19 protein-coding genes are annotated in these 24,108 nt (G+C 40.6%); 15 read left to right on the top strand and 4 right to left on the bottom strand.

Annotated elements, in window-relative coordinates; translation table 11 throughout:
• Positions 1 to 23: 23 nt before the first annotated feature.
• Positions 24 to 1,007: a tRNA dihydrouridine synthase gene (locus tag ACN6MV_RS05310; protein ID WP_419885861.1), complete on the bottom strand. Its 984-nt coding sequence runs from the start codon at positions 1,005 to 1,007 to the stop codon at positions 24 to 26.
• A 70-nt stretch (positions 1,008 to 1,077) separates the two neighbouring features.
• Positions 1,078 to 3,330, bottom strand: coding sequence for an AraC family transcriptional regulator (locus ACN6MV_RS05315; RefSeq protein WP_375104959.1), 2,253 nt, complete (start codon positions 3,328 to 3,330; stop codon positions 1,078 to 1,080).
• Positions 3,331 to 3,578: 248 nt separating this feature from the next.
• On the opposite strand from ACN6MV_RS05315, the gene ACN6MV_RS05320 reads away from it, so the two are divergent.
• The 5 genes from ACN6MV_RS05320 to ACN6MV_RS05340 all read left to right on the top strand — a co-directional run bounded on the left by ACN6MV_RS05320 (position 3,579) and on the right by ACN6MV_RS05340 (position 8,866).
• Positions 3,579 to 4,502 (top strand): ABC transporter permease, encoded by a 924-nt coding sequence (locus ACN6MV_RS05320; RefSeq protein ID WP_341050007.1) that lies wholly within the window; start codon positions 3,579 to 3,581, stop codon positions 4,500 to 4,502.
• A 56-nt stretch (positions 4,503 to 4,558) separates the two neighbouring features.
• Complete coding sequence (locus ACN6MV_RS05325) at positions 4,559 to 5,413, top strand: carbohydrate ABC transporter permease (protein WP_341053336.1); 855 nt, start codon at positions 4,559 to 4,561, stop codon at positions 5,411 to 5,413.
• Positions 5,414 to 5,485: 72 nt separating this feature from the next.
• Positions 5,486 to 7,084 (top strand): extracellular solute-binding protein, encoded by a 1,599-nt coding sequence (locus ACN6MV_RS05330; RefSeq protein WP_419885862.1) that lies wholly within the window; start codon positions 5,486 to 5,488, stop codon positions 7,082 to 7,084.
• A 74-nt stretch (positions 7,085 to 7,158) separates the two neighbouring features.
• Positions 7,159 to 7,971, top strand: a complete 813-nt coding sequence (locus ACN6MV_RS05335) for an MBL fold metallo-hydrolase (RefSeq protein WP_375104962.1) — start codon at positions 7,159 to 7,161, stop codon at positions 7,969 to 7,971.
• Between the two features lie 31 nt (positions 7,972 to 8,002).
• Positions 8,003 to 8,866 (top strand): DMT family transporter, encoded by an 864-nt coding sequence (locus ACN6MV_RS05340; protein ID WP_419885863.1) that lies wholly within the window; start codon positions 8,003 to 8,005, stop codon positions 8,864 to 8,866.
• A 151-nt stretch (positions 8,867 to 9,017) separates the two neighbouring features.
• Here ACN6MV_RS05340 and ACN6MV_RS05345 read toward each other — a convergent pair whose 3' ends face one another.
• The gene (locus ACN6MV_RS05345) at positions 9,018 to 9,995 is read right to left on the bottom strand and encodes a tRNA dihydrouridine synthase (protein WP_042124565.1); all 978 of its coding nucleotides are present in this window, start codon (positions 9,993 to 9,995) and stop codon (positions 9,018 to 9,020) included.
• A 222-nt stretch (positions 9,996 to 10,217) separates the two neighbouring features.
• On the opposite strand from ACN6MV_RS05345, the gene ACN6MV_RS05350 reads away from it, so the two are divergent.
• The 5 genes from ACN6MV_RS05350 (at position 10,218) to ACN6MV_RS05370 (ending at position 17,211) form a co-directional block, all read left to right on the top strand.
• A complete protein-coding gene (locus ACN6MV_RS05350; protein ID WP_042124567.1) occupies positions 10,218 to 11,804 on the top strand; it encodes a PucR family transcriptional regulator in 1,587 nt (528 codons plus the stop codon).
• Positions 11,805 to 11,927: 123 nt separating this feature from the next.
• Positions 11,928 to 13,196: a cytosine permease gene (locus ACN6MV_RS05355; RefSeq protein WP_042124569.1), complete on the top strand. Its 1,269-nt coding sequence runs from the start codon at positions 11,928 to 11,930 to the stop codon at positions 13,194 to 13,196.
• A complete protein-coding gene (locus ACN6MV_RS05360; RefSeq protein ID WP_042124571.1) occupies positions 13,193 to 14,296 on the top strand; it encodes a DUF917 domain-containing protein in 1,104 nt (367 codons plus the stop codon). The genes ACN6MV_RS05355 and ACN6MV_RS05360 overlap by 4 nt, the downstream gene beginning before the upstream one ends.
• A complete protein-coding gene (locus ACN6MV_RS05365) occupies positions 14,289 to 15,839 on the top strand; it encodes a hydantoinase/oxoprolinase N-terminal domain-containing protein (RefSeq protein ID WP_042124573.1) in 1,551 nt (516 codons plus the stop codon). Before ACN6MV_RS05360 ends, ACN6MV_RS05365 begins: the two co-directional genes overlap by 8 nt.
• A 169-nt stretch (positions 15,840 to 16,008) precedes the next feature.
• A complete protein-coding gene (locus ACN6MV_RS05370) occupies positions 16,009 to 17,211 on the top strand; it encodes an MFS transporter (protein WP_042131872.1) in 1,203 nt (400 codons plus the stop codon).
• Positions 17,212 to 17,358: 147 nt separating this feature from the next.
• Here the strand turns inward: ACN6MV_RS05370 and ACN6MV_RS05375 are convergent, their stop codons facing one another.
• Positions 17,359 to 18,201: an AraC family transcriptional regulator gene (locus ACN6MV_RS05375; protein WP_042124575.1), complete on the bottom strand. Its 843-nt coding sequence runs from the start codon at positions 18,199 to 18,201 to the stop codon at positions 17,359 to 17,361.
• Positions 18,202 to 18,438: 237 nt separating this feature from the next.
• On the opposite strand from ACN6MV_RS05375, the gene ACN6MV_RS05380 reads away from it, so the two are divergent.
• From ACN6MV_RS05380 to gnpA, 5 genes are all read left to right on the top strand, one after another.
• Positions 18,439 to 19,806, top strand: coding sequence for a carbohydrate ABC transporter substrate-binding protein (locus tag ACN6MV_RS05380; protein WP_042124577.1), 1,368 nt, complete (start codon positions 18,439 to 18,441; stop codon positions 19,804 to 19,806).
• 95 nt (positions 19,807 to 19,901) lie between these two features.
• On the top strand, positions 19,902 to 20,795 hold the full coding sequence (locus ACN6MV_RS05385; RefSeq protein ID WP_042124579.1) for a carbohydrate ABC transporter permease: 894 nt from the start codon (positions 19,902 to 19,904) through the stop codon (positions 20,793 to 20,795).
• Between the two features lie 12 nt (positions 20,796 to 20,807).
• Positions 20,808 to 21,701 (top strand): carbohydrate ABC transporter permease, encoded by an 894-nt coding sequence (locus ACN6MV_RS05390; protein WP_042124581.1) that lies wholly within the window; start codon positions 20,808 to 20,810, stop codon positions 21,699 to 21,701.
• Positions 21,702 to 21,710: 9 nt separating this feature from the next.
• The gene (locus ACN6MV_RS05395; protein ID WP_170880250.1) at positions 21,711 to 21,878 is read left to right on the top strand and encodes a DUF6903 family protein; all 168 of its coding nucleotides are present in this window, start codon (positions 21,711 to 21,713) and stop codon (positions 21,876 to 21,878) included.
• Positions 21,879 to 21,895: 17 nt separating this feature from the next.
• Complete coding sequence (gnpA, locus tag ACN6MV_RS05400) at positions 21,896 to 24,064, top strand: 1,3-beta-galactosyl-N-acetylhexosamine phosphorylase (RefSeq protein ID WP_042124583.1); 2,169 nt, start codon at positions 21,896 to 21,898, stop codon at positions 24,062 to 24,064.
• Positions 24,065 to 24,108 lie beyond the last annotated feature (44 nt).

Genomic DNA, 24,108 nt, shown 5'->3' on the forward strand with positions numbered 1-24,108 from the left:
GGCCATTTATTTTGCATTACATATTATTCCGAATCTGCATCCAGATAAGGTTGTACTAAACGACGTACCTCATCGGTTGCATTCGTCTCCATCAATTGATTTCTTAGTTCGTCGGCTCCGTCAAATCCACGAATATAGATTTTGAAGAAGCTTCGAAGTGGATTAAACAGACGTGGTTCAACCTCTTTTGAATATTTATCGTGAAGATCTAGATGAAAAAGTAGAAGGTTAAGAAGCTCCTCCACACTATGTTCTTTAGGTTCTAGTTCGAAAGCATATGGATTTTTGAAAATACCGCGGCCAATCATGACTCCATCAACCCCGTACTGCTCTACTAATTTTAAGCCTGTTGCGCGGTCAGGAATATCCCCATTAATGGTTAGCAACGTATTTGGGGCGATCTCATCGCGTAATTTTTTGATTTCGGGGATGAGCTCCCAATGTGCATCTACTTTGCTCATCTCTTTTTTTGTACGGAGGTGTATGGACAGATTCGCAATATCTTGTCTCAATACATTTCCTAACCAATCGCGCCACTCATCAATTTCGCTATATCCTAATCTTGTTTTAACACTAACCGGCAATCCACCAGCTTTAGTCGCTTTAATAATTTCTGCTGCCACTTCAGGATGTCGAATTAATCCAGCACCTTTTCCATTGGTTGCGACGTTTTTTACTGGGCATCCCATGTTTATATCAATACCACGAAAACCAAGTTTTTTCATATCCATGCTCATTCGTTCAAAATACTCCGGGTTATTGCCCCAAATATGAGCGACCATCGGTTGTTCATCTTCCGTGAACCTTAATCGAGTAAGCACACTTTCCTTTACCTTTAATTTAGGGTGACAGTAGTATTCTGTATTTGCGAATTCCGTGAAGAACACATCCGGTTTTGCAGCTGCACTAACCACGTGACGAAATACAACATCTGTGACATCTTCCATAGGTGCCAATATAAAAAACGGCTTCGGTAAATCAAGCCAAAAATTTTGTTCGTTACTCATAAGCTCTCCTTCTTTTGCAACATTTTGCCCATCATACATAGTATCATTTCTTTTCGTTTAATGCACAGAATTATAGGAGGACCTTTATCTTTTTTCTATAATCGCTCGGGGTTATACCAGTACTATTCTTAAATAAACGATAAAAATATGAACTACTAGTAAATCCAGTTTTTTCGGCGATATCAACAATGGTGTATTCAGAGGTCTTCAGCAGCTCTTTAGCTTTATCCAACCGCAGTTCGTTAATCTTATCTGATAAAGCGTTTGTTGTTAACTGTTTATATAGCCGGCTCAAATAAATTGGAGACATCGAGAGCTCGTCTGCAATTGAATTTATGCATAGGTTGGAATTACTATAATCTCGCTCAATAATATGATGTACATTTTTAACGAGTTCCTCTTGCTTTGTATTTCGTTTCTCCTCGAGCTTTTGACTTATTTCTTCAAATATCTTGAAATATGGAGCATTGATTTCTTCCATGGTTTCAACATGATTGGGTAGTAAAAACGTTGTATCGAATTCGGGTAATGTTAAAATTGCGTTGTTCTTTTTTAATGTTCGCAAGACGTTATTAACTGTAAGTGCTAAATGCGATATGACAAGTTGAACAACAGTAAATGAATATTCTGATATTTCTCCTACGATATCGATATAGATGCTACGTGCTTTCTCCACATTTCCTGACATTAAGGATTCAATGAACTGTTTTTCTTTGTGAACGGGAAACAAATATTCTTTAGATTTTAAATTCATAATGTCAACCGAAAAGAGGATGCTGCCGTATCCTTTGAATAATCGATGATAAGAAGCTTCAAGTACTTGCTTGTAGACTAAAATGCATTGCTCGATGGATTCCTTCACAGGACTAAAGGTAATTGTAATGGATAATTTTAAATGTTTGGTGATTGATAGCTGCATAAGCTCCGCCATTTCAATCAGCGAGTCTCGTTCCATTGAATAAAGCAGATTATGGAAGTTTAGCAGCAGTACAAGACTATCATCCCCCATATCAATGGCTTCGACTTGAAAGTTCGGTGAGGCAATTTCCGTACAAATGTTCATTATGGCATATTTGAGCAATTTTATATCTTCTTTGTATTTCTCGAGGACTGTGGGGAACTGATCGATCCTTACCAAAATAATTAGTGATTTATTATTAACCATAAGCTCTGAATTGAAGTAATGTAATTTTTGCTGCAACATCTCAGCATTATTCGTTTCTCTGCCTAAAACTGTATTTCTAAGGAAATCCTGCTTGAGAATATGCTGATGATTACGTCTTTCTGTTTCCAGGGTTTTGAACTTGCGTATGACTTTGTCAATCGGGCGATACACACTATGGGATAGCGTTAACGATACCAATAATCCTAAGAGAAGAATGCCAATACAGATAAAGAGTATTCGATATCTCATTTCATTTATTTCTTGAGTGATATTGCTATAAGGGGTAATTCGAACATATTTCCAACCTAATGAATCCGGTGAAGTAAATGTTATTAAAGATTTAACTCCATCTACAGTGTCTAGAAAATAAGTCGATTCTGAAGTGTCCTGAATAATTTTCTGTATATAGGTTTTATCGGATAGATCAGTTAGCATCGCTTGCTTGTCATTATTGGAAAATAATATTCCATCCTGATTAATGATAAACGTGTTATTCTCCGATATCTCTTCCCCCGATTGATCCATTCGCAGGCCTAACCATGATGCAGAGATATTAACAACAACAGCTGTGTTTAAATCGTTATTATCATCAATGACGCTATAACATAAGTAAGTGTAGCTTGATACTGGAGTGGACTCAGTCAAACCGATGTTATAGGTTCTAGGAATCGGTTGAAAGGGACGATGTTCTTTGAAATTCTTAAAAAGGTCTAGAATTCCATCATCATCAAGTTCGTTCTTCGGTTGAATTCCGCTTCGTGAATTATTGGAACTAATATAGAACTGATTGGATTTCGCATTATATACATAAATGGATTCAATGAATGGTAAAGATGCGCGATAGTTATCAAGCTGTTGCTGTGCAAAAATGACATCATAAATATTTAAGTCCGGATAATACAACAATTTAGATACCGCGGAATCATAGTAAATCTGGGAGGACAGTGAGGTAACAGTCTCTGTCATAACAGATAATTCTGTTTTAATCTGATTCAGACTATTAGAATCGGAACGATACACTTGTTTAAGTGCGATGGTTGTGAAGTCCATATAAAGAATAGTTGTAGTTATCAAAAGGGTAATAACAACACATCCAATAGAGCCGAGCAGTATGCGGCTGTAAACTTTTTTATGCTCTTTAGACCACTGGTTTACCATTTCTTGAAACCCCTTTCATTGTGGTCTGAGTATAATTCATCAGTCTGGAGCTTTCAATCAAATTTATAAATCAGCAGCCTAAATTAGGCTAAATGTAGTGAATATTCACAAAAGTACAGAAATTTCATACTCCACAAGTACTGAGATTACAGCGATCTGTGTCATTGTTCAGTATTTTATCGAATCGGCTTCTTCTATGATTTGGAGGAAAGATTCACGAGGAATTCCATTTCAGAAGGAGGTCAGTCATGTTTAAGAAGAAAGGATTTTTATATGAATTAAATAAGAATAAGATCATGTTTTTGATGATAGCACCGACACTGCTTTTTTTCTTAATTAATTCTTATGCTCCAATGGTCGGCATCTATTATGCATTCACAAGTTATGATTTTGCAGGTGGTTTATTTGGAAGCCCGTTTGTAGGATTAGATAATTTTAAATTTTTAACGCAATCTGGAATTCTGTTGAAATTGACAATAAATACGCTTGGATACAACGTGGTGTTTATCATTTTAGGTAACGTGATATCTATAGGGGCAGCCATCCTATTAAGTGAAGTACGAGGTAAGTTATTTAAAAAACTATCACAATCCATTATGTTTCTACCCTATTTTGTTTCGTTTGTTCTGGTCAGTGTTTTAGCGTTCAACATGTTTAATGCTGATTCCGGTTTTGTTAATCAGTTATTAATATCGTTAGGACTCGATCCAGTAGACATATACAACACACCATGGCTCTGGCCATTTCTGATTACAGCATTTTATATATGGAAAAATTTGGGTTATTCTATGGTCATTTATCTTGCATCCATCATGGGAATTAGCGATGAGTATTACGAAGCCGCCAAAATTGATGGCGCAAATATTGTTCAGCGAATCTGGTTTATTACCATACCAATGCTGAAGTCAACATTTATTATTCTGCTCTTATTTGCTCTCGGAAGTATTATGAAAGGTCAATTCGATTTGTTCTATCAGCTTGTCGGGAACAATGGAGTGCTCTTCGACGTTACGGACATTGTCGATACTTATGTTTATCGGTCTTTGAAAGTTAATTTTGATATTGGTATGGCAACTGCAGCTGGCTTGTATCAGTCTATCTTCGGATTTGTAATGATTATGACAGTGAATTATATCATCAAGAAAATAAATGATGATTATGCATTGTTCTAACATAGGGAGGAGGAATTAAATTGGATGACAACATTCTAAGTTCTAGGGTTTTCCGCATGGTGGCTTACCTGATCATTACGTTTTTTTCTTTGCTCTGTCTATTTCCGTTTCTTCTGATTATATCTGGCTCATTGACAGCCAATGAATCCATTATTCGAGATGGTTTTCACTTGATTCCTAAAGTGTTCTCGCTGGAAGGCTATGAGATGGTGTTTATCTTCCCAACTCAGCTAATCAAGGCTTATGGTGTTACGATTTTTGTAACCGTGGTTGGAACGCTGTTGGGATTATTCCTCATTACGATGGCAGGTTATGTTCTGCAGAGGAAAGATTTCAAGTACCGCAATCCATTGTCCTTCTTCATTTATTTCACAACGCTGTTTGGAGGGGGACTTGTACCCTGGTATATCATGCTGACTACGTACTTTGGGCTGGCAGATACCTATGCCGTACTGATATTACCTGGTCTTATGACACCTTTTCTCATTATATTAATGAAAAACTTTATCAAAGCTGCAGTTCCGGAAGAATTATTCGAATCAGCCAAAATCGATGGAGCGAACGACTTCAGGATTTACTATAGTGTTGTGCTGAAGCTAGCGATGCCTGGCATAGCGACTGTCGGTCTGTTCCTTGCTCTGACGTACTGGAATGACTGGTTCATGTCTTCCTTGTTCATTAATGACGTTAGCATGTATCAGCTTCAATACTACTTGTATAACACGATAAATACGATGATGTTCGTTTCTCAAATGGCCACTGGAACTGGGGTATCCCTAGGACGTGACATTCCAACAGAGTCGACCAAAATGGCAATGGCAATCGTCGTTACAGGACCAATTATTTTCCTATATCCGTTCGTGCAGCGATATTTTGTGAAGGGATTAACGATTGGTGCGGTGAAGGGTTAGTACCGAAAGCAAACGAAAGAAGCTCGGATGCGATCGGCTGACATAGATCATTTAATTAAGGGGAGGGTTAGTATGAGAAAAGGAAATAAATTGTTAACAATCGGCACTTCTTTATTATTAACTGCAAGTTTGTTTGCTGGCTGCAGTAGTAACAGCACGAATACTAAGGAGGCATCGTCAGAACCAACAAAGAATTCGAATTCAAATACCAGTACCTCAGCACCAGAAACATCAGAAGTGACTGGAATCGACACATCCAAGAAAGTGGAGCTTCAGTTCTATATGCTGGGTGATGCTCCAAAGGATTTAAAGATCATTGAAGATGAAGTTAACAAAATGGCATTAGAAGAGTTGAATGCAACCGTCAAATTTAACTTCACAACTTGGACAGACTGGGACCAGAAGTATAAGCTTCTATTGTCCTCAGGGCAGCCGATTGACCTGATCTTTACGGCAGAATGGACAAATTACCAGTCATATGCGATGAAAGGGGCTTTCCTTCCGCTAGATGATCTCCTACCGAAGGCTGCACCTAAGCTACAAGCATATGTACCACAGGATTTCTGGGAAGCAGTCAAGGTTAACAAGAAAATTTATACCGTTCCAGCGATCTGGAAAGAATATGTAAATGATGGTATTGCCTATCGGGAAGATTTGCGTAAAAAGTATAATTTGCCAAAGCCGGAATCACTCGAAACTTTAGAGCAGTATTTGGAGGGCATACGCAAGAATGAACCTGATATGCTGCCTCTGGCGGATACTGAGGTCAGTCATACAGATTCCGTCCGTCAAATGACAACTAAAACTGTGAATACCAACGATAAGGTTCCATATGGACTTAACATCATGTATGACACTCCAAGAGAGGTGACCAGCTATTGGGGCTCTCCGCAGCATTTGGAAGATTTGAAAATGTTCAGAAGTTGGCAAGAAAAAGGGTTCTTTATGAAGAATATGCTGAACATTAAAGATAGTGGTACTGATATATTTGCCGCCGGTAAAGCCGCAGCAATATTGGGAGGTGAGAATCCAAACCGCTTTGGTGATGCTGTTGTTAAAGTGAAATCACTGCACCCAGATTGGGAGCTAGGCTATTCCCCATATCCAAATATGAAAGGATTCTCTTCACCCGTTCATCCGATTCATAATGGCTTTGCAATTCCACGCAGCAGCAAAAATCCAGAGAGAGCTCTTGCTTTCTATGAAAAATTGGTCACGGATAAACGCTACAATGTGTTGACGCAATACGGTATTGAAGGCAAAAATTTTGAGATTGAGGATGGGAAATATTACAAAATGATTGGTGATGCCCAATCAAACGGCTTCACGAGAGAAGGTATGAATGGATGGGCATGGAGAAATCCGGAGTTCATGTTATTTGATAAGAGCTATCAAGCAGTACTGGACATGTTCGATGAAATGGATAAGATAGCGAAACCTAATATTTTCCAAGGCTTCGGAGAGGATTGGACTTCTTATCAAGCAGAGAAGGCGGCTCTTCTACAAGTTGAGAAGCAATACTTATATCCTTTGAATGACGGTATGGTTAAGGATGTTGAAGCTGGCTTGAAGTTGTTTATGGAAAAGGCTAAGAAAGCGGGTCTCGATAAAATTCAAGCGGAATACAAGAAGCAGTGGATAAAGTATTTGGATGATTCGAACATTCAGTAACATAGGCTAGAGTTACTCAGAGAGAACAACAGGACGATAATTCTGTTGTTCTCTACTATAAGGGTGGAATATTTATGAAGGTTCAATTTCATGGAACGGCTGCATTTGAAGGCATTCCCTCGCTATTCTGTCAGTGCGAGACTTGTAAGAAAGCCAAAGTACTTGGTGGGAAAAATATTCGTACACGCACTTCGGTTTTGATTGACGAAGTACTTAAAGTTGATTTTCCGGCGGACACCTTACATCATTCCATTCGTGATTCTGTAGATATGGATAAGGTTCGTGATTTGCTATTTACACATTCACATTCCGATCATTTGTATCCTGAAGATTTACTGATTCGTGCGTTAGGGTATGCCCAGTTTAATGAAGAGGAAGAACTACATCTGTATGGTCATGATTTGCCTATTAAGCACTGTTGTCAATTGCTTGCCACGGAAAGACATCGCTTCCAATTTCACAACTTGAAGCCCTTTGAAACCGTACAAACACAAACAGCTACGATTACGCCATTGCTTGCTAATCATGATTCTAAAGAAACTTGTTTATTGTATTACATAGAAAAGGATGGAAAATTCATTTTCTATGGTCACGACAGCGGTTGGTTTCCCGAACAGACTTGGAACTGGTTGAGAGGAAAAAAACTGGATCTTGCTATTCTAGAATGTACGACTGGGAATGCCCCAAATTGTGAAGTTCACATGAATGTTGAGGATACTCTAAAAACACGGGAATGGTTAATCAAGAATCTTGTTATGAAAGCAGAAGGGCGAATTGTAGTCACTCATTTCTCTCATAATGCTCATCTGTTGCATGAAGATTGGGTTCATATTTTTGAGCCGAATGGGATTACAGTAGCGTTTGATGGGATGCAACTGGACATATGAGTTAGCGCATAAGTGAAATGAGGATACTTCTATGATTTCAATGGCAGTCTTTTTAGTTTTATTTTCAGGTATTACACATGCGGTATGGAACCTATTTACAAAGAGAAGTCTGAATAAATACGTATTTCTCTGGTCGATTCATATTGTTGGTACACTTGCTCTATTACCTTATTTTATTATTGAGCTGCTCCAAGTTGAGCTTCATGCGGAGACACTTGGCTATATGGCGATATCTGCTTTATTTCAAGGGTCGTACTTCATTTTCCTTTCTAAATCGTATTCCTATGGTGATTTATCGCAGACCTATCCAATCATGCGAGGTACTGGTGTCATGCTAGTGACCTTGTTAAGTGTTGTGTTATTCGGGGATTCCTTAACTCTAGTAGGCTGGATAGGCTTTTGTTGTATCATAGTAGGGCTCTTTATTATTAGTGGAATCGTTAATCGTCATGCAAATCAAGGGAAAACGACTCATTCTATATCCATTCTTTATGCAATTGTAGTAGGGATGTGTGTTGCGGGCTATACATTAATGGACAAACTAATTGTCCAGCAATTATCTCCACTATCAACGCTTGAATTATCCAATATTAATTATGTAATCGTCGCTTTTTTCATGGTTGTAAGAGCGGGCCGTGCACAAATCATACGGGAATGGCGAATAAACTGGAAAATGATCTTGATTGGTTGCATTTGCTCGCCAGCTTCTTATTTTATGTTTCTGATGGCGATGAGGCTTGCTCCATTAGCTTCAATTGCACCAATACGAGAAATTGGAACAGTTGTAGGTACGATTCTTGGCATACTTGTACTAAAAGAGAAGCAAGGAGTGCGCAGGATTATCATGTCGGCTGTGATTACCTGTGGGATCATCTCCATTGCCATATGGGGGTAAGTTGATTTTACTAGAATTGAGGACTACTTTCTGACCGTATAGGGTAAAAATGAAAGGCCTCTCGTAGGGATACGAGAGGCCTTTCATTCTGTTAAGCATTAGATAGTTTTGTACTGTCTAATTGACGGGGCAATTCACAGTTTAATATGCCTCATTCTAATTCTTGTTCTAAAACAGTTTTTACTAAACGACGTACTTCATCTGTTGATCTTGTATCCATTAATTGGTTTCTTAATTCGCTTGCGCCTCTAAATCCACGAACATAGATTTTGAAAAAGCGAAGAAGTGGTTTAAATGAACGTGGCTCGAGTTCATTTGAATATTTATCGTGAAGATCCAACTGTAATAGAAGTAAATTGAGAAAATCCTTTGGACTATGTTCTTTAGGTTCTTTTTCAAAAGCAAATGGATTGGTGAAGATGCCGCGGCCAATCATGACACCATCAACGCCGTATTGTTCAACTAGCTTTAATCCTGTTGCGCGGTCCGGGATATCTCCATTTATAGTTAATAACGTATTCGGAGCAATTTCATCGCGTAATTTTTTGATCTCAGGGATTAGCTCCCAGTGTGCATCTACTTTGCTCATTTCTTCTTTTGTACGAAGGTGAATGGAAAGATTCGCAATATCTTGCTTCAATATATGTGTTAACCAATCCCGCCACTCATCAATCTCAGAGTAACCCAATCTTGTTTTAACACTAACCGGCAATCCACCGGCTTTTGCTGCTTGAATAATTTCTGCTGCAACCTCAGGATGTAGTATTAATCCAGCACCTTTTCCATTGGATGCGACGTTTTGTGCGGGGCATCCCATGTTTAAATCGATACCGCGAAAACCAAGTTTTTTCATATCAATACTCATCTGTTCAAAAAATACAGGTTTATCACCCCAAATATGAGCGACAATTGGTTGCTCATCTTCTGTGAACGTTAATCGACCACGTACACTGTCTTTTCCTACAGGGTGACAATAGCTTTCTGTATTAGTGAATTCTGTGAAAAACACGTCGGGTTTGGCAGCTTCACTAATCACGTGACGAAATACAACATCTGTGACATCTTCCATTGGTGCTAATATAAAAAACGGCTTCGGTAAATCAAGCCAAAAGTTTTGTTCGTTACTCATATTCTCTCCTCTTGTTGCGATATATAAAAACATATAAGTTATAGCAAAGACCTTTTACCCAACATACATAGTATCATTTTTTTTCGTTTATTGCACAGAAGAAAGGAGAATACATATAGCGAAATCAATATACATAGCTTATAGCTTGAAGTGCTAAAATAAGATGTATAAAGCTTTATTAATGGCAACATGAGATAACAATACAGTAGAAGTGGTGAAGATATGGGGATAACTGTAAAAGATATGCTGCAACTTCCTTCCTTTCGAGGAGCAAAGGTGCTAACTGGAAATAATAATCTACACCGCACCATTTCTTCTTTATCCGTACTAGAGGTTTCAAATGCGGATTATTCTTCTCGAATTGTCCATTCCATTCAAGAAGAGTGGTATGCGGAAGAGATAGTGATCAGCTCTTTTTACTCCATTAAGGACAGTGTAGAGAAACAGTGTGAAACGATTGAGTACTTGCACGAGCTTGGAGAAGTAGGGTTGATCTTATACTATGTAGGAATTATCATTCCTGAAGTAGCTGACGAGGTACTGCAATTAGCAGAGTCCAAAAATTTCATCATCATTTGTATGCCGGAAAATGATTTTTCACTTCGTTACAACGAAGTGATTTATGAAGTGATGGAAGCGATTGTTCTGAACAATCAGACGATCAATGATAATTTTGTAAATGAAGCGTTAGAGAAAGTATCCCTTTTGCCAGAACACTCACGGAGCGTCGAAATTACGCTGAAAATATTGTCTGATCGGCTGAAAGCGAACGTCATCCTGACGAACACCCAGTTAGATATCGTAAATCAAGTAATGTGGCCCCGTAATTCATCGTTAAACGTGGGGTATATTATTGAGACCTACGCCCCCTATTTGATGAATATGACGAAAGGACAAGCAGAGCCTGTTTCAAATTGCTATGTGGAATACAAGAGTATTCATCAAAAAAACGGAGAAGCGCTGCATTTATTTTTGATTAAAGAGAACTCAAAATTACCTGCGAAGACCATCGATAAAATCAGCGAGGTTGTACAAGTAGCGATCAATTTGTGGGGGGATAAGCATAACGAGGTTAGCGAATATGCCTTGGTAAAAGCAATTATTAATGATGAAAGCGAAAAAATGCGAAGACTGGCTCATTTTCTCCACATTGATGTCTCTTCCATTCAGATGATGTGGTTAGTATATATTCACGATTTATCGCAAGAGAAACAAATTCGTGAAGAGCTGGAAGAGCATTTGTTCAAATATTATAAAACGGCGGTCATTCAAACTATCGATCATTGTATAATAGCCCTCATGGGAAATTGCTCTTACAAGTACAATGAGTATGAAATTGCAGCGGAGTATATTGACACGACGAATTCAGCTCCGCTTATATCCGAAATGGTCTATGCTCCCCGAATGAGAAATACACAAGACGTACGACGCATGTATCGGCTGGTGAACAGTGTGGGACGGAAAGTTCATCTGATGTATGAGCATCGTAAATTGTACACAGCAGCCGAGATGCGTTCTATGAAACAAGCTATTGAGTTAAGTGAACAGGGAGAAGAAATCCTTGAAGAATGGATGTCTGTGATTGATCCCATTCTAGGTGATCCAGAGTCGATAAAAACACTCATAACCTTCTTGTTAGATGCAAAGGGGAATTTTGATAACTGTGGGAAAATGCTGTTTGTTCATAAAAATACAGTAAAATATCGTATTAGAAAGATCAGTGAATTAATAGGTTATGATGTAACCGTCAACTCTGAATCTTACGATGTGTATATCGCTTGCATGATTTATCGACTCACACATAGCTAGTATAATCCGTAGTTTTTGTCGAATAAGACAAAAATCACGGATTTTTTTTTATTTTAGAAAAAGACGTAATCCCATGGTTCCTTCTATAATAAGAAAAATTACTTTTCGAGGAGGAGAACTAACATGAGAAAGGACGGAGCACCTCAGTCTTGGTTCACTCTGGGGATGGTATGGGCCGGAGCGGTGATCAGTATACCTGGCCTCCTGGTTGGGAATACGTTGATATCTGGTATGAGCTTACCTATGACATTATTGATCGCATTTTTAGGGTACGCCATTATCGTTGTCCTTATGATACTTCAGGGGATTCAGAGTACGGATCTTGGGAAAACAACCGTTCAAGTCGCAGCCCAAGTCTTTGGCAAAAAAGGCTCGCGAACGATTTTATCCATTATTCTCGCTATTGCTTGCCTCGGTTGGTTCGGGATTCAGGCTAATGTATGCGGGGCGGCACTGGCGAACCTGCTGGCGGAGTATGGAGTGATAGTCCCAGTTCCCCTTGCTTCTTTAATTAGCGGTTTGGTTATGGTGGTCTCAGCAATGTACGGAATGAAAGTGCTGAGAGTACTTAGTTATATTGCAGTACCTTTATTAATCGTGATTTGCATATATGGTTTAGTTCAAGTGTTCACTATGGATTCCGTGCAGAACATTTGGAGCTACCAGCCTGAGAAGCATATGAATTTCATGGATGGCTTAGCTGTAACAATAGGCTCATTTGCCTTAGGGGCTGTCATTGCAGGCGACTACTCTCAGTTCTCAAGAAAACGTTCTGACGTATTAAAGGCAGCATTAATCGGAATCGTTCCTTCTGGCGTACTGATGATTAGTGTGGGTGCTATTTTATCGATTGCTTACCAGACTAGCGATATTGCGGCCGTCTTTATAAATATTACAACGCCTTTTATCGGGGGTACTGTTTTGATTCTGGCTGCTTGGAAAACGAATATGGTCAACGCAATCTCGGGTGGATTTGCGCTTACCAATGTATTGCATATTTCCAAAGAAAAAGAGAAATGGGCAGTAGGGATTGCTGGACTCATCGGGACTGTACTCGCTGTGATCGGTATCTTGAATTATTTCACGCCAGTGATGTCGATCTTGTCAGCTATGGTTCCGCCGGTAGCAGGGGTAATGATTGCATCCTATTGGATCATGAATAAAGGCGATAAGAACCGTTGGAAGGAAACAGAGGGCGTTAATCCTCTAGGGGTATTTTCTTGGCTGGTCGGATCCATTATTGCTTGTATGCCCGTTGTGCTGTCCTTTTTCCCAAGCTTACCTCAATTATCAAATCAGCCATTACTCGGTATCGTCATTTCATTTGTCTTATATATTGTCTGCTACCGATTTACTGCCTCAAAAACTGTCATATTGGAGGGAAATAAATGAGATATTTAGATGAACAATCAATTGAACATATTGCCGTAGGCGCTGCATTTTTAGGCACAGGTGGAGGAGGAGATCCTTACATCGGTAAACTCATGGCTCTTTCGGCTATTGAAAAGTACGGACCTGTAAGACTTTATTCTGTGGATGAAATCGAGGATGAAGACTTTTTCATTCCTTCCGCCATGATGGGTGCGCCTTCTGTATTAGTGGAGAAATTTCCGAAAGGCGATGAGTTTGTTAAGGTATTTCAGATGCTGGCCAAATATTTGGGCAGAGATAAAATTACAGGCACGTTTCCGATGGAAGCAGGCGGAGTCAATTCGATGATTCCGATCGTCGTTGCAGCACAGCTGAATTTACCGCTTATTGATTGCGACGGGATGGGTAGGGCATTTCCTGAATTGCAGATGGTGACGTTTAACCTGGATGGCATTTCGGCTGCGCCGCTCGCAATTTCGGATGAAAAAGGAAACATTGGTATTTTTGAGACGATCGATAATAAATGGACCGAACGGTTAGCCCGTACAGCTACAGTGGAGATGGGAGCTAGTGCTTTGGTAAGTCTGTATCCAACGACTGGGGCTCAAATCAAGAACAGCGGTGTCCATAACATCGTGACGCTATCTGAGCAGATCGGAGAGATCATTTCTTCCAACAACAGAGATGCAAAAGACAAGCTTGAAGAGCTTCTAAACCTGACATCCGGTTACGAGCTGTTTCAAGGGAAAATAACAGATGTCATCCGGGAAACCAAAGGCGGCTTCAATTTTGGGGAAATGAACCTAGAGGGCATTGAAGGAAATAAAGAGGAGCAGATGAAGGTATATTTTCAAAATGAGAATCTGCTTGCCAAGAAAAATGGCCAGGTTGTAGCCATGACCCCGGATTTAATATGCTTAGTCGATTATGAAACTTTATTGCCTGTTACAACAGAGAGCTTGAAATATGGAAAACGCGTACGCGTCATTGGCTTACCGGCACATCCTAAATGGAGAACGGAAAAAGGAATCGAAACGGTAGGACCGAGATACTTTGGGTATGATTACGATTATGCTCCTATTGAAGAATTGGTGAGTAAGGCGGTGGCTAAACATGTTTAGAATTGGAATAGATGTAGGTGGCACGAATACCGATGCTATTATTTTGGACGAGCAAAGCCGATTAATTCATAGTGTTAAATCTCCAACGACACTGGATATAAAAACGGGGATTGAGACGTCACTGCGTAATGTATTGAAGGAAGCGAGCATTGATAAAACGAAAATTACACATGCGATGCTCGGGACAACGCAGTGTACTAATGCTATCGTAGAACGGAAGAAATTAGCCAAGGTCGGTGTGATTCGGTTAGGATTCCCTGCTACCGCTTCTGTTCTGCCATATACGGCTTGGCCTAAGGACATGGTAGAAAAACTATCAGGAAACTTTGCATTAGTTCATGGTGGATATGAATATGATGGTAAATTACTCAGTGAGCTCGATGAGCAGGAGATTAAAGAGCTTCTAGTCGAATGGAGAGATAAAGTAGAATCTATTGCCATCATTGGTGTTTTCTCATCCATTAAAAATGATCAGGAGCTCAAGGTTCGAGACTTAATCTGGAAAGAATACGGGGAAACTTATCCGGTTTCTTGCTCCTCCTTGATCGGATCTGTTGGCCTGATTGAACGTGAGAATGCAACCATACTGAATGCGGCTTTATGCAAAGTCATCGAGACCACTAGCACAGGTTTTGAAAATGCGTTAGAAGCAGAAGGGATTCAAGGCGCTGAAGTGTACTTATGCCAAAATGACGGTACGCTTATGTCCATTGAATATGCTAAGCAATTCCCAATTCTTACAATTGCCTGTGGACCAACGAATAGCATCCGGGGAGCTTCTTATTTAGCGAACATTAAAGATACAATGGTACTCGATGTTGGCGGCACCACATCGGATATCGGTGTCTTGCAGGATGGATTTCCAAGAGAGTCCTCTGTAGCGGTGGAAGTAGGAGATATTCGCACAAACTTTAGAATGCCGGATATCATCTCTGTAGGACTTGGCGGCGGAAGCATTGTTCGCGTAGACAATGGTCAGATTACAGTAGGGCCGGATAGCGTGGGCTATAAGATCGCAGAAGAAGCGCTCGTATTTGGTGGGAGCACCCTGACTACGACGGATATTGCGGTTCGTCTCGGGTTAGCTGACGTGGGAGACAAAAGCTTAGTAAGCCACATTGATGAAGAATTTGCCAAACAAGTCCTGTCCGTCATTTCTTCGATCATAGCGAAGGCGATTGATAAGATGAAAACTTCTTCCGAGGATGTACAGATTGTACTCGTAGGCGGGGGCGGTGTTATTATTCCAGATGAGATTCCCGGCGTAGCCAGCATTATTAAAGTAGAGAACGGTGGAGTTGCCAATGCCATCGGTGCATCAATTTCTCAAATTAGCGGACAGTATGAACAAATATATATTTATTCACGAGAGCCGCGAGAGCAGTCATTAAGAGATGCTGAGGAAAAAGCGGTGAAACAAGCGGTAATGGCAGGAGCCGATCCAACGACGATTAAATTGGTTGAGGTTGAAGAGACACCACTTGCTTATCATCCCGAAAATGCAACCCGGTTAAGAGTTAAAGTTGTAGGTGAAATGAGCTAGAAAGCATTTAAAACAACTCCATGATGTAAAACTAGAAGCTTCGCATGAGTTCTTTGAACTTGTGTGAAGCTTCTTTTTATGAGAAATAGGATTGATCAATATAGTCTAAATGAGTATTATGAGTAGGTATGTTCTTATAAAAATAGAGATAAATAGGATGGAGAGCACCATGAAAACATCACGTCAGAGCGCATTGATTTTCTCGTTTACTTTTATGGCTTTTATTCTGGGTACAACGGAGTATATTATTGTTGGTTTACTCTCAGAAATATCCTCGAGCCTCGGAGTAACGCTAGCGACAGCCGGGGGCTTGGTATCTGGTTTCGCGATCGCTTATGCCATTGGCACACCGATTATGATGTCCTTGTTCAGCCGTGTTCCGAAACGAACTACGATTCTTGTGTCACTTGTATTAATTCTGTTACTGAATTTATGGAGTGCTATAACAGGAAGCTACAGTATGCTGCTGGTGACTAGAATAGTTACTGCAGTGCTATGTGGTTTTGTTCTTTCTGTAGCCATTACAGTAGCGAATGAAGCGGTTGATCCGGAGAAGAGAGGTAAAGCGATTGCTACCATTTTGAGCGGCTTCGCTGTGGCGAATGTATTTGGTGTACCGATCGGCACTTTTGTAGGGCAGTTCTTCAACTGGCCAGCAGCATTTGTTCTGAATGGGGTATTAGCCGGAATTGCTATAGCGCTAAATTATGCTTATATTCCACGCAAACTACCGAAGCCTGTGCCCAGCTCACTCAAGGATCAGATCGAACTGCTCACGAATGGGCGTATTATTCTCGCCTTTCTCATTCCGGTTACGGCAGTAGGAGCGGTATTTGTGATGTACACTTACATTACACCATTGCTGGAGCAAGTGATGAATATTCCTAAGAGCTCGGTAAGTGGCGTACTGTTTGTTTACGGAATTGCCACGATTGTCAGCAACTGGATCGGGGGCAAGGTTGCGACTGGAAATGCGGTAAGTAAGCTTAGATTCGTATTTCTTATCCAAGCTGTGGTCTATATAGTCTTTAGTATGACCGCATCAATCTCGATTCTAGGAATGATCGTACTAATGATGCTAGCCGTAATGTCGAGTATTGTGAGCGCACCGGCCCAGCTCTATTTGATAGATTTGGCCAAGCAGTACTCACCACGCTCGAAGGATCTTGCTGCATCGTTGAATCCAGTAGCGTCTAACCTGGGAATCGCAGGCGGATCTGCGATTGGTGGAGTGGTTGCCGGGCATGGAGGGTTAATTTCCCTTCCTATAGCTGCTTCTATCCTGGCGATATCGGCATGTGTGATTGCGTTGATATGCTATAAGTTGGATCAGCAAAGCCAGGCAACGGTTATTCATCGTGAGGTAGCCTAGGCTATTTCAGCTCATCGTAAGAACTGGTCACATTAAATACTCTTATTTAAAGACAAGACTACTTCCTAAACAGGAGGTAGTCATTTTTTAACGCTATACGTTATCTACAGGATTGTCTAACGGAATTATCAAATGATGCTGCGCCCGTCATTGAACTCGTCGCTTGGTCTGAAGCCGGTAATCGCGTGGAGTTAGATTACAGCTTCGGCGGAAGCTTTGTGAGAAATAGCTTTGGGAAGAAAAACCAGTAGATTCCGCAATTTGAGAGATGGAGAGATCCGTGGTTTCTAGTAACTCCTTACTGGCACGAAGCCTGACCTCAATTAAATAATTGATGGGTGACATTCCATAATATTTTGCAAAGGTATGCACCAGATAATACTTGCTGAAATGTGCTTTTTCTGCCAGATAGTCAAGTGAAATCTCCTCTGAATAGTTAGAGTCAATATAACGTTTGATCCTGCTACATACCTTGTTAGCCTTTTGAGTAGCCACTACGGAAAATGGATGGCCAGAGTTTCTCATTAATATAGTGACTACAACCTCTAGTAAGTTTTGACAAATGGCCTCATAGTTTGCATCTTTATTTTCCGTTTCCCGAAGCATAGCGTTGAAATAGAAGGATAGCTCATCCCTCTGATTACGATAATTGATGATCTCATGATTTCGGCTAGCACTTCGATCGCCAAAGTCAAAGCTCATCCCCTCAACCGCAAGCACGACATATTCAAGTGGATCACTACTAACCGATAGCTCGGTATGCTCGACATTCGGGTTCACAATAACTAGATCGTCTTGCTTCACTGGATAGATTTCATCCTCTACAATGAAGTTTCCCCGCCCGCTTCGGACATAAAAAAGCTCGGAAAAATTATGAGAATGACGCATGCTGTACCAATCACCTTCATAAATAGAGGAACTGACATAGATTAACTTGGCGGGAATTTCTCCACGTCCTTTACCAGGTAACGAATAACGTACATTTCCCAAATAAGGTCAGTCCTTTGCGTTGATATAAGCTTACTTTACCACAATTACTAGACTGCATAACAATAAATTGAAATAGTCAATAATTTATAAATAAATTCTAATAAAGCAAGATATATAAAATGAACGGCAACATGTTTGTTGAAAGAAACTCGAACGATCAGATAAGATAAGGGAGTAAGAAAGCTCCTACGTACGCGGATTACAGCACTAATAAAAAGATAAATATGGAGGGTTATTATGAGAAAAGTTCTTAGCCTTGCACTTACAGCTGCACTGTCTCTAAGTCTTGCGGCCTGTGGTGGTAATACTGAAAGTAATTCTAGTTCCACATCTCCAGATGCCACCAACACATCGAAGAATTCTAATTCGACTGCCGAAACTCGTACTCTTAAGCTAGCCGCTTTAGAAACCGCTTACGGATCTGATGTATGGAAAGAGATTATATCTGGATTTGAAAAAGCTAACCCTGGAGTAAAGGTTGAATCAACCATCGACAAAAGTCTTGAAGATGTTATCGGACCGGGTATGAAATCAGGGGATTTTCCTGACGTCATCCATCTTGCCGTAGGTCAGCCTAAGGGTTTGACAGAAACCTTCATTAAAGACAATAACCTCACTGATCTCACAGACGTGCTTTCAATGACAGTCCCAGGTGAAAGCGTTACTGTTAAGGACAAGCTCATTCCTGGGTTTACGGATACAACCATTACGAACCCTTACGGTGATGGGAAAACCTTCCTGATGCCGATGTTCTATAGCCCAACAGGTCTGTTCTACAATGCTGACTTACTTGAGAAGAAAGGCTGGGCGGTCCCTACGACTTGGGATGAAATGTGGGAATTAGGAGACAAAGCTAAGGCTGATGGAATTGCATTGTTCTCCTATCCAACGACCGGTTATTTCGATTCATTCTTCTATGCTTTGCTTAACGAAGTTGGGGGTCCTGATTTCTTCACCAAAGCGACGCATTACACAGAAGGAATATGGCAAACACCAGAAGCAACACAAGCATTTGATATTATTAATAAGTTAGCTTCCTATACTGAAAAAACAGTTCCGGCGAATGGAAATAAAGACAACTTCACTAAGAATCAACAGCTTATTCTTGATAACAAAGCTATCTTCATGCCAAACGGTACATGGGTTGTTGGTGAAATGGGTCAAGCACCTCGTGCTGAAGGATTTAAATGGGGATTCACTGCTCTACCAGCTGTAAAAGCTGGTGGTGATAGATACTCCTACACCTTCTTTGAACAAATCTGGGTTCCTGCGAAAGCTAAAAATGCAGATCTTGCAAAACAATTTATTGCTTATCTTTATTCAGATGAAGCAGCAGGCATTTTTGCTAAAGTAGGTGCAGTCCAACCTATTAACGATATGGCAGGCAAATTGGAAGGTGACAATAAACTCTTCTATAGCATCTATGATGGTGGTGCAAAGGCAGCTATGGGGGCATTTGCTACAACAGATCCGGTTGAAGGGGTAAGTATTTCGGATACCGTATTTGGTACCGTGGATTCCCTTGTGACTAAGGCTAAGACACAAGCACAGTGGGTTGAAGCGATTACGAAAGCAAGCGATCAGTTACGTGGAGCGTTGAAATAATTAAAGGCAATGCTGGATACCAATTCAATCTGTGAACAATGGTGGCATGCGCGAAGCTGCCACCATTATTTTTACCTTAAGAAGGAGATGGACCAATGGAAATCAAGAAAGGACAAGGGCGTTTTATTTTCTTCTGTGTTGCTCCCGCCATAATCCTATTCGTTGTTTTTCTAATTATACCTACAATCAATGTATTCCGTATGTCCACGTACAAATGGGGTGGATACACAGATGACAAAACCTTTGTAGGGCTGCAAAATTTCGAGAAGCTTTTTCAAAGTGATAAATTTTATCAAGCGTTTCAGAACAGTCTTCTACTGATCATTTTAGTTACGATCATTACGTTTGCTTTTGCGCTAGTGTTCGCGTCCATGCTTTCACGAGAAAATCTAAAAGGACAAAATGTATTACGAGTTATCTTCTACATCCCGAACATTCTATCTGTTGTTGTTATCAGTGCAATATTCTCTGCAATTTATGATCCAAATAGTGGGCTGCTAAATGCATTCTTAAATTTATTCCGCGGAGCAACATCAGACCCAACACTTTGGTTGGGTGATCAGAAGATCGTTATTTTCTCACTCGCAGGCGCTATGATCTGGCAGGCTATCGGTTATTACATGGTTATGTATATGGCAAGTATGGCAAATATCCCTGAAAGCTTATATGAATCCGCTGACCTTGAAGGTGCAAGTAGGATACATCAATTCTTCACTATTACGATCCCTTTAATCTGGACAAATATCCGTACAACCCTTACCTTTTTCGTCATCAGCACAATCAATATGAGCTTCCTATTTGTTGTGGCGATGACCGGAGGCGGGCCTGACGGTTCTACTGAGGTATTCTTGAGCTATATGTACAAAGAGGCGTATACCAACTCTTCGTATGGTTATGGTATGGCAATCGGTGTAATTGTGTTCCTGTTCTCATTCGCACTAGCTGCTATCCTAAACGCAGTCACTAGACGTGAACATTTGGAATATTAAGGAGGGGACAACTTGAATAATAATAAACTCACACATCATGGAGCCGGCGATAAGTTGTATAAGGTCCTCATCTATGTTGTGCTGATCCTACTAGCGATTATCATCATCGTCCCTGTAGCTTGGGCGTTTATGGCCTCCATCAAACAGAATGTAGAATTTTATGCTAATCCTTGGGCTCTTCCAAAAGGAATTTATCTACAGAACTTTGCGGATGCTTGGCAGAAAGCTAAGATGGGCAGTTACATGTTCAACTCCGTAATCGTAACTGTGATTGCGATCGCGCTTCTGCTGGTCATTGCCTTACCTGCTGCATATGTGCTTGCACGTTATAAATTCAAGGGAAGCGTCATCTTGAATTTGATGTTTATGGCAGGATTATTTATCAATGTGAATTATATTGTTGTTCCGATCTTCCTTATGCTCAATAACGGTGACAAGGTCGCTCGCAATTTATTTGGACAGCCGATACTCCTGAATAATTTATTCATTCTGGCACTTGTCTATGCTGCAATGGCGCTTCCGTTCACGATTTATCTATTGGGGGGCTACTTTAAATCATTACCTAGGGAATTTGAAGAAGCTGCTTCTGTAGATGGTGCAAGCTATTTCCGAACGATGGTGCAGGTTATTATGCCAATGGCTAAACCTAGCATTGTAACGGTTATCTTGTTTAATTTCCTCTCCTTCTGGAACGAATATATCATTTCGATGACTTTACTGACGAAGCCAGGACTTCGAACATTACCAGTTGGTTTAATGAATCTGATGGCTGCTCAGAAATCAGCTGTCGAATATGGACAAATGTATGCAGGTCTAGTAATAGTCATGCTGCCAACCCTTATTCTTTATATGTTAGTACAAAAGAAGCTTACCCAAGGCATGACCATGGGCGGGTTGAAAGGTTAAGGTGATACCATGAGTAATCCGTTACGCAATTTGTTGATGCTGATTGTCTTCATCTTCGCGCTAGTACTCGTTATTATTGGGCAAAAAAATATTGGTGCACCCGGGCTCGGAATTATGCTACTGGGGCTGGCACTTCTAATAGGTCTTCTCTGGTTCTATAATCGGAAATTTAAATAAAGGGAGAGTTATTTAAGATGAACAAAGGACGGGTCACGATTCCAACAGATCTGGATGTTATTCCTGAAACCATAGAAGTCATGAAACGTTGGGGTGCGGATGCTGTACGTGATTGCGATGGTACTGATTTCCCAGCAGAATTGCGGGATATCGATGCTAAGGTGTATTCCACTTACTATACCACTCGTAAAGAAAATGGCTGGGCAAAAGCAAATCCGGATGAAATCCAGCAGATGTATCTTATGACGCCTTTTTATACTGCTGAAGGCACTAGTCTCACTATCCCTTTAATGAAGGGACTATATCCAGATATGCTGAAAGTGAATACTCGTGACGATATCAAGCGCTGGTGGGAAGTTATCGATCGTACCACAGGAGATGTGCTATCGACTGAGCAATGGAGCTATAACGAAGAAACGGGCAGTGTTATTATTCAAGCAAGTCCCTTTCACGATTACACGGTTAGTTTTCTAGCCTATATTATGTGGGATCCCGTTCATATGTACAATGCGGTCACGAATGGTTGGGAAAATGTTGAGCCTCAGATCACCTTTGATGTTCGCCAACCGAAGTCGCGTGAGTTCACAATGCAACGACTACGTCAATTTATTGATGAACATCCATATGTCAATGTCATTCGATTTACGACTTTCTTCCACCAATTCACACTCGTCTTCGATGAGCTTGCACGTGAGAAATATGTGGATTGGTATGGTTATTCAGCATCGGTTAGTCCTTATATTCTTGAACAATTTGAACAAGAGATAGGCTATCCGTTTAGAGCCGAATATATCATTGATCAGGGCTACTATAATAATAACTATCGCATTCCGACCAAGGAGTTCCAAGACTTTCAGGCATTTCAGCGGCGTGAGGTCGCCGTGCTTGCTAAGGAATTAGTCGATATTACTCACGAATATGGAAAGACAGCCATGATGTTTCTTGGTGATCACTGGATTGGTACCGAGCCATTTATGGAAGAATTCTCATCGATTGGGGTAGATGCTGTCGTCGGTAGTGTAGGCAATGGTTCCACCCTTCGGCTGATCAGCGATATACCTGGTGTGAATTATACAGAGGGACGTTTCCTACCGTATTTCTTCCCTGATACATTCTATGAGGGTGGAGATCCTGTACGTGAAGCCAAAGTAAACTGGGTCACAGCAAGACGAGCGATTCTTCGTAAGCCGATTGACCGAATTGGTTATGGTGGATATTTGAAGCTGGCACTGGATTTTCCGGATTTCATGAGCTACATCGAGAGTGTGTGTGATGAATTCCGTACTTTGTATGATAATGTACACGGAACAACACCGTACAGTGTCAAAACCGTTGCAGTACTCAACTGCTGGGGTAAAATGCGTGCATGGGGTAATCATATGGTTCATCATGCCCTTTATCAAAAACAAAATTATAGCTATGCAGGGATCATAGAGACGTTATCTGGTGCACCCTTTGATGTCAAATTCATTAGCTTTGATGATATTAAGAATGACCCCTCTATCCTTAAAGGAATCGATGTCATTTTGAATGTAGGGGATGGCGATACGGCCTACACAGGTGGGGATTGGTGGCTGGATACAGATATTGTAACAGCAGTGAAGCAATTTGTTCATGAGGGCGGAGGATTCATCGGAGTGGGCGAACCCGCAGCTCATCAAGCGAACGGAAGGTACTTCCAGCTTGCAAGCATCCTCGGTGTTGAGCAAGAAAAAGGATTCACTCTCGGTTATGATAAATATAACTGGGAAGAGCAGGATCATTTTATTACTGAAGACTTCGGAGTAGATGATAAAGGAAAGAAGATTATCGATTTCGGTGAAGGAAAGAAGAATATATTTGCTCTCGAAGGCACCACTGTCCTTCGTCAGGTTGATAAAGAAGTTCAACTTGCAGTGAATGAATTCGGTAGTGGACGATCTGTCTACATCAGTGGATTGCCTTATAGTTTTGAGAACAGTCGCTTACTTTACCGTGCAATCCTCTGGAGCACTCACAGCGACCACGAGCTAAATCGCTGGTTCAGTGAAAACTATAACGTTGAGGTTCATGCCTATGTTAAGAATGGTAAATACTGCGTCGTGAACAACACTTATGAGCCACAGGAAACTGTCGTTTATCGTGGTGATGGCTCTAGCTTCTCACTCAAGCTGGAAGCGAATGAGATCAAGTGGTACGAAATCTAAACATAATATCAGCACAAAGAAGCTGTACCAAAGTCATGAAAATG

Source organism: Paenibacillus sp. B-A-8 (assembly GCF_048572915.1).
GTDB lineage: Bacteria > Bacillota > Bacilli > Paenibacillales > Paenibacillaceae > Paenibacillus_AQ.

Excerpts from the sequence above, each read along its gene's own strand:
- ACN6MV_RS05310 (WP_419885861.1), bottom strand. The coding sequence starts at position 1,007 with ATGAGTAACGAACAAAATTTTTGGCTTGATTTACCGAAGCCGTTTTTT.
- ACN6MV_RS05315 (WP_375104959.1), bottom strand. The coding sequence starts at position 3,330 with ATGGTAAACCAGTGGTCTAAAGAGCATAAAAAAGTTTACAGCCGCATA.
- ACN6MV_RS05320 (WP_341050007.1), top strand. The coding sequence starts at position 3,579 with ATGTTTAAGAAGAAAGGATTTTTATATGAATTAAATAAGAATAAGATC.
- ACN6MV_RS05325 (WP_341053336.1), top strand. The coding sequence starts at position 4,559 with ATGGTGGCTTACCTGATCATTACGTTTTTTTCTTTGCTCTGTCTATTT.
- ACN6MV_RS05330 (WP_419885862.1), top strand. The coding sequence starts at position 5,486 with ATGAGAAAAGGAAATAAATTGTTAACAATCGGCACTTCTTTATTATTA.
- ACN6MV_RS05335 (WP_375104962.1), top strand. The coding sequence starts at position 7,159 with ATGAAGGTTCAATTTCATGGAACGGCTGCATTTGAAGGCATTCCCTCG.
- ACN6MV_RS05340 (WP_419885863.1), top strand. The coding sequence starts at position 8,003 with ATGATTTCAATGGCAGTCTTTTTAGTTTTATTTTCAGGTATTACACAT.
- ACN6MV_RS05345 (WP_042124565.1), bottom strand. The coding sequence starts at position 9,995 with ATGAGTAACGAACAAAACTTTTGGCTTGATTTACCGAAGCCGTTTTTT.
- ACN6MV_RS05350 (WP_042124567.1), top strand. The coding sequence starts at position 10,218 with ATGGGGATAACTGTAAAAGATATGCTGCAACTTCCTTCCTTTCGAGGA.
- ACN6MV_RS05355 (WP_042124569.1), top strand. The coding sequence starts at position 11,928 with ATGAGAAAGGACGGAGCACCTCAGTCTTGGTTCACTCTGGGGATGGTA.
- ACN6MV_RS05360 (WP_042124571.1), top strand. The coding sequence starts at position 13,193 with ATGAGATATTTAGATGAACAATCAATTGAACATATTGCCGTAGGCGCT.
- ACN6MV_RS05365 (WP_042124573.1), top strand. The coding sequence starts at position 14,289 with ATGTTTAGAATTGGAATAGATGTAGGTGGCACGAATACCGATGCTATT.
- ACN6MV_RS05370 (WP_042131872.1), top strand. The coding sequence starts at position 16,009 with ATGAAAACATCACGTCAGAGCGCATTGATTTTCTCGTTTACTTTTATG.
- ACN6MV_RS05380 (WP_042124577.1), top strand. The coding sequence starts at position 18,439 with ATGAGAAAAGTTCTTAGCCTTGCACTTACAGCTGCACTGTCTCTAAGT.
- ACN6MV_RS05385 (WP_042124579.1), top strand. The coding sequence starts at position 19,902 with ATGGAAATCAAGAAAGGACAAGGGCGTTTTATTTTCTTCTGTGTTGCT.
- ACN6MV_RS05395 (WP_170880250.1), top strand. The coding sequence starts at position 21,711 with ATGAGTAATCCGTTACGCAATTTGTTGATGCTGATTGTCTTCATCTTC.
- gnpA (WP_042124583.1), top strand. The coding sequence starts at position 21,896 with ATGAACAAAGGACGGGTCACGATTCCAACAGATCTGGATGTTATTCCT.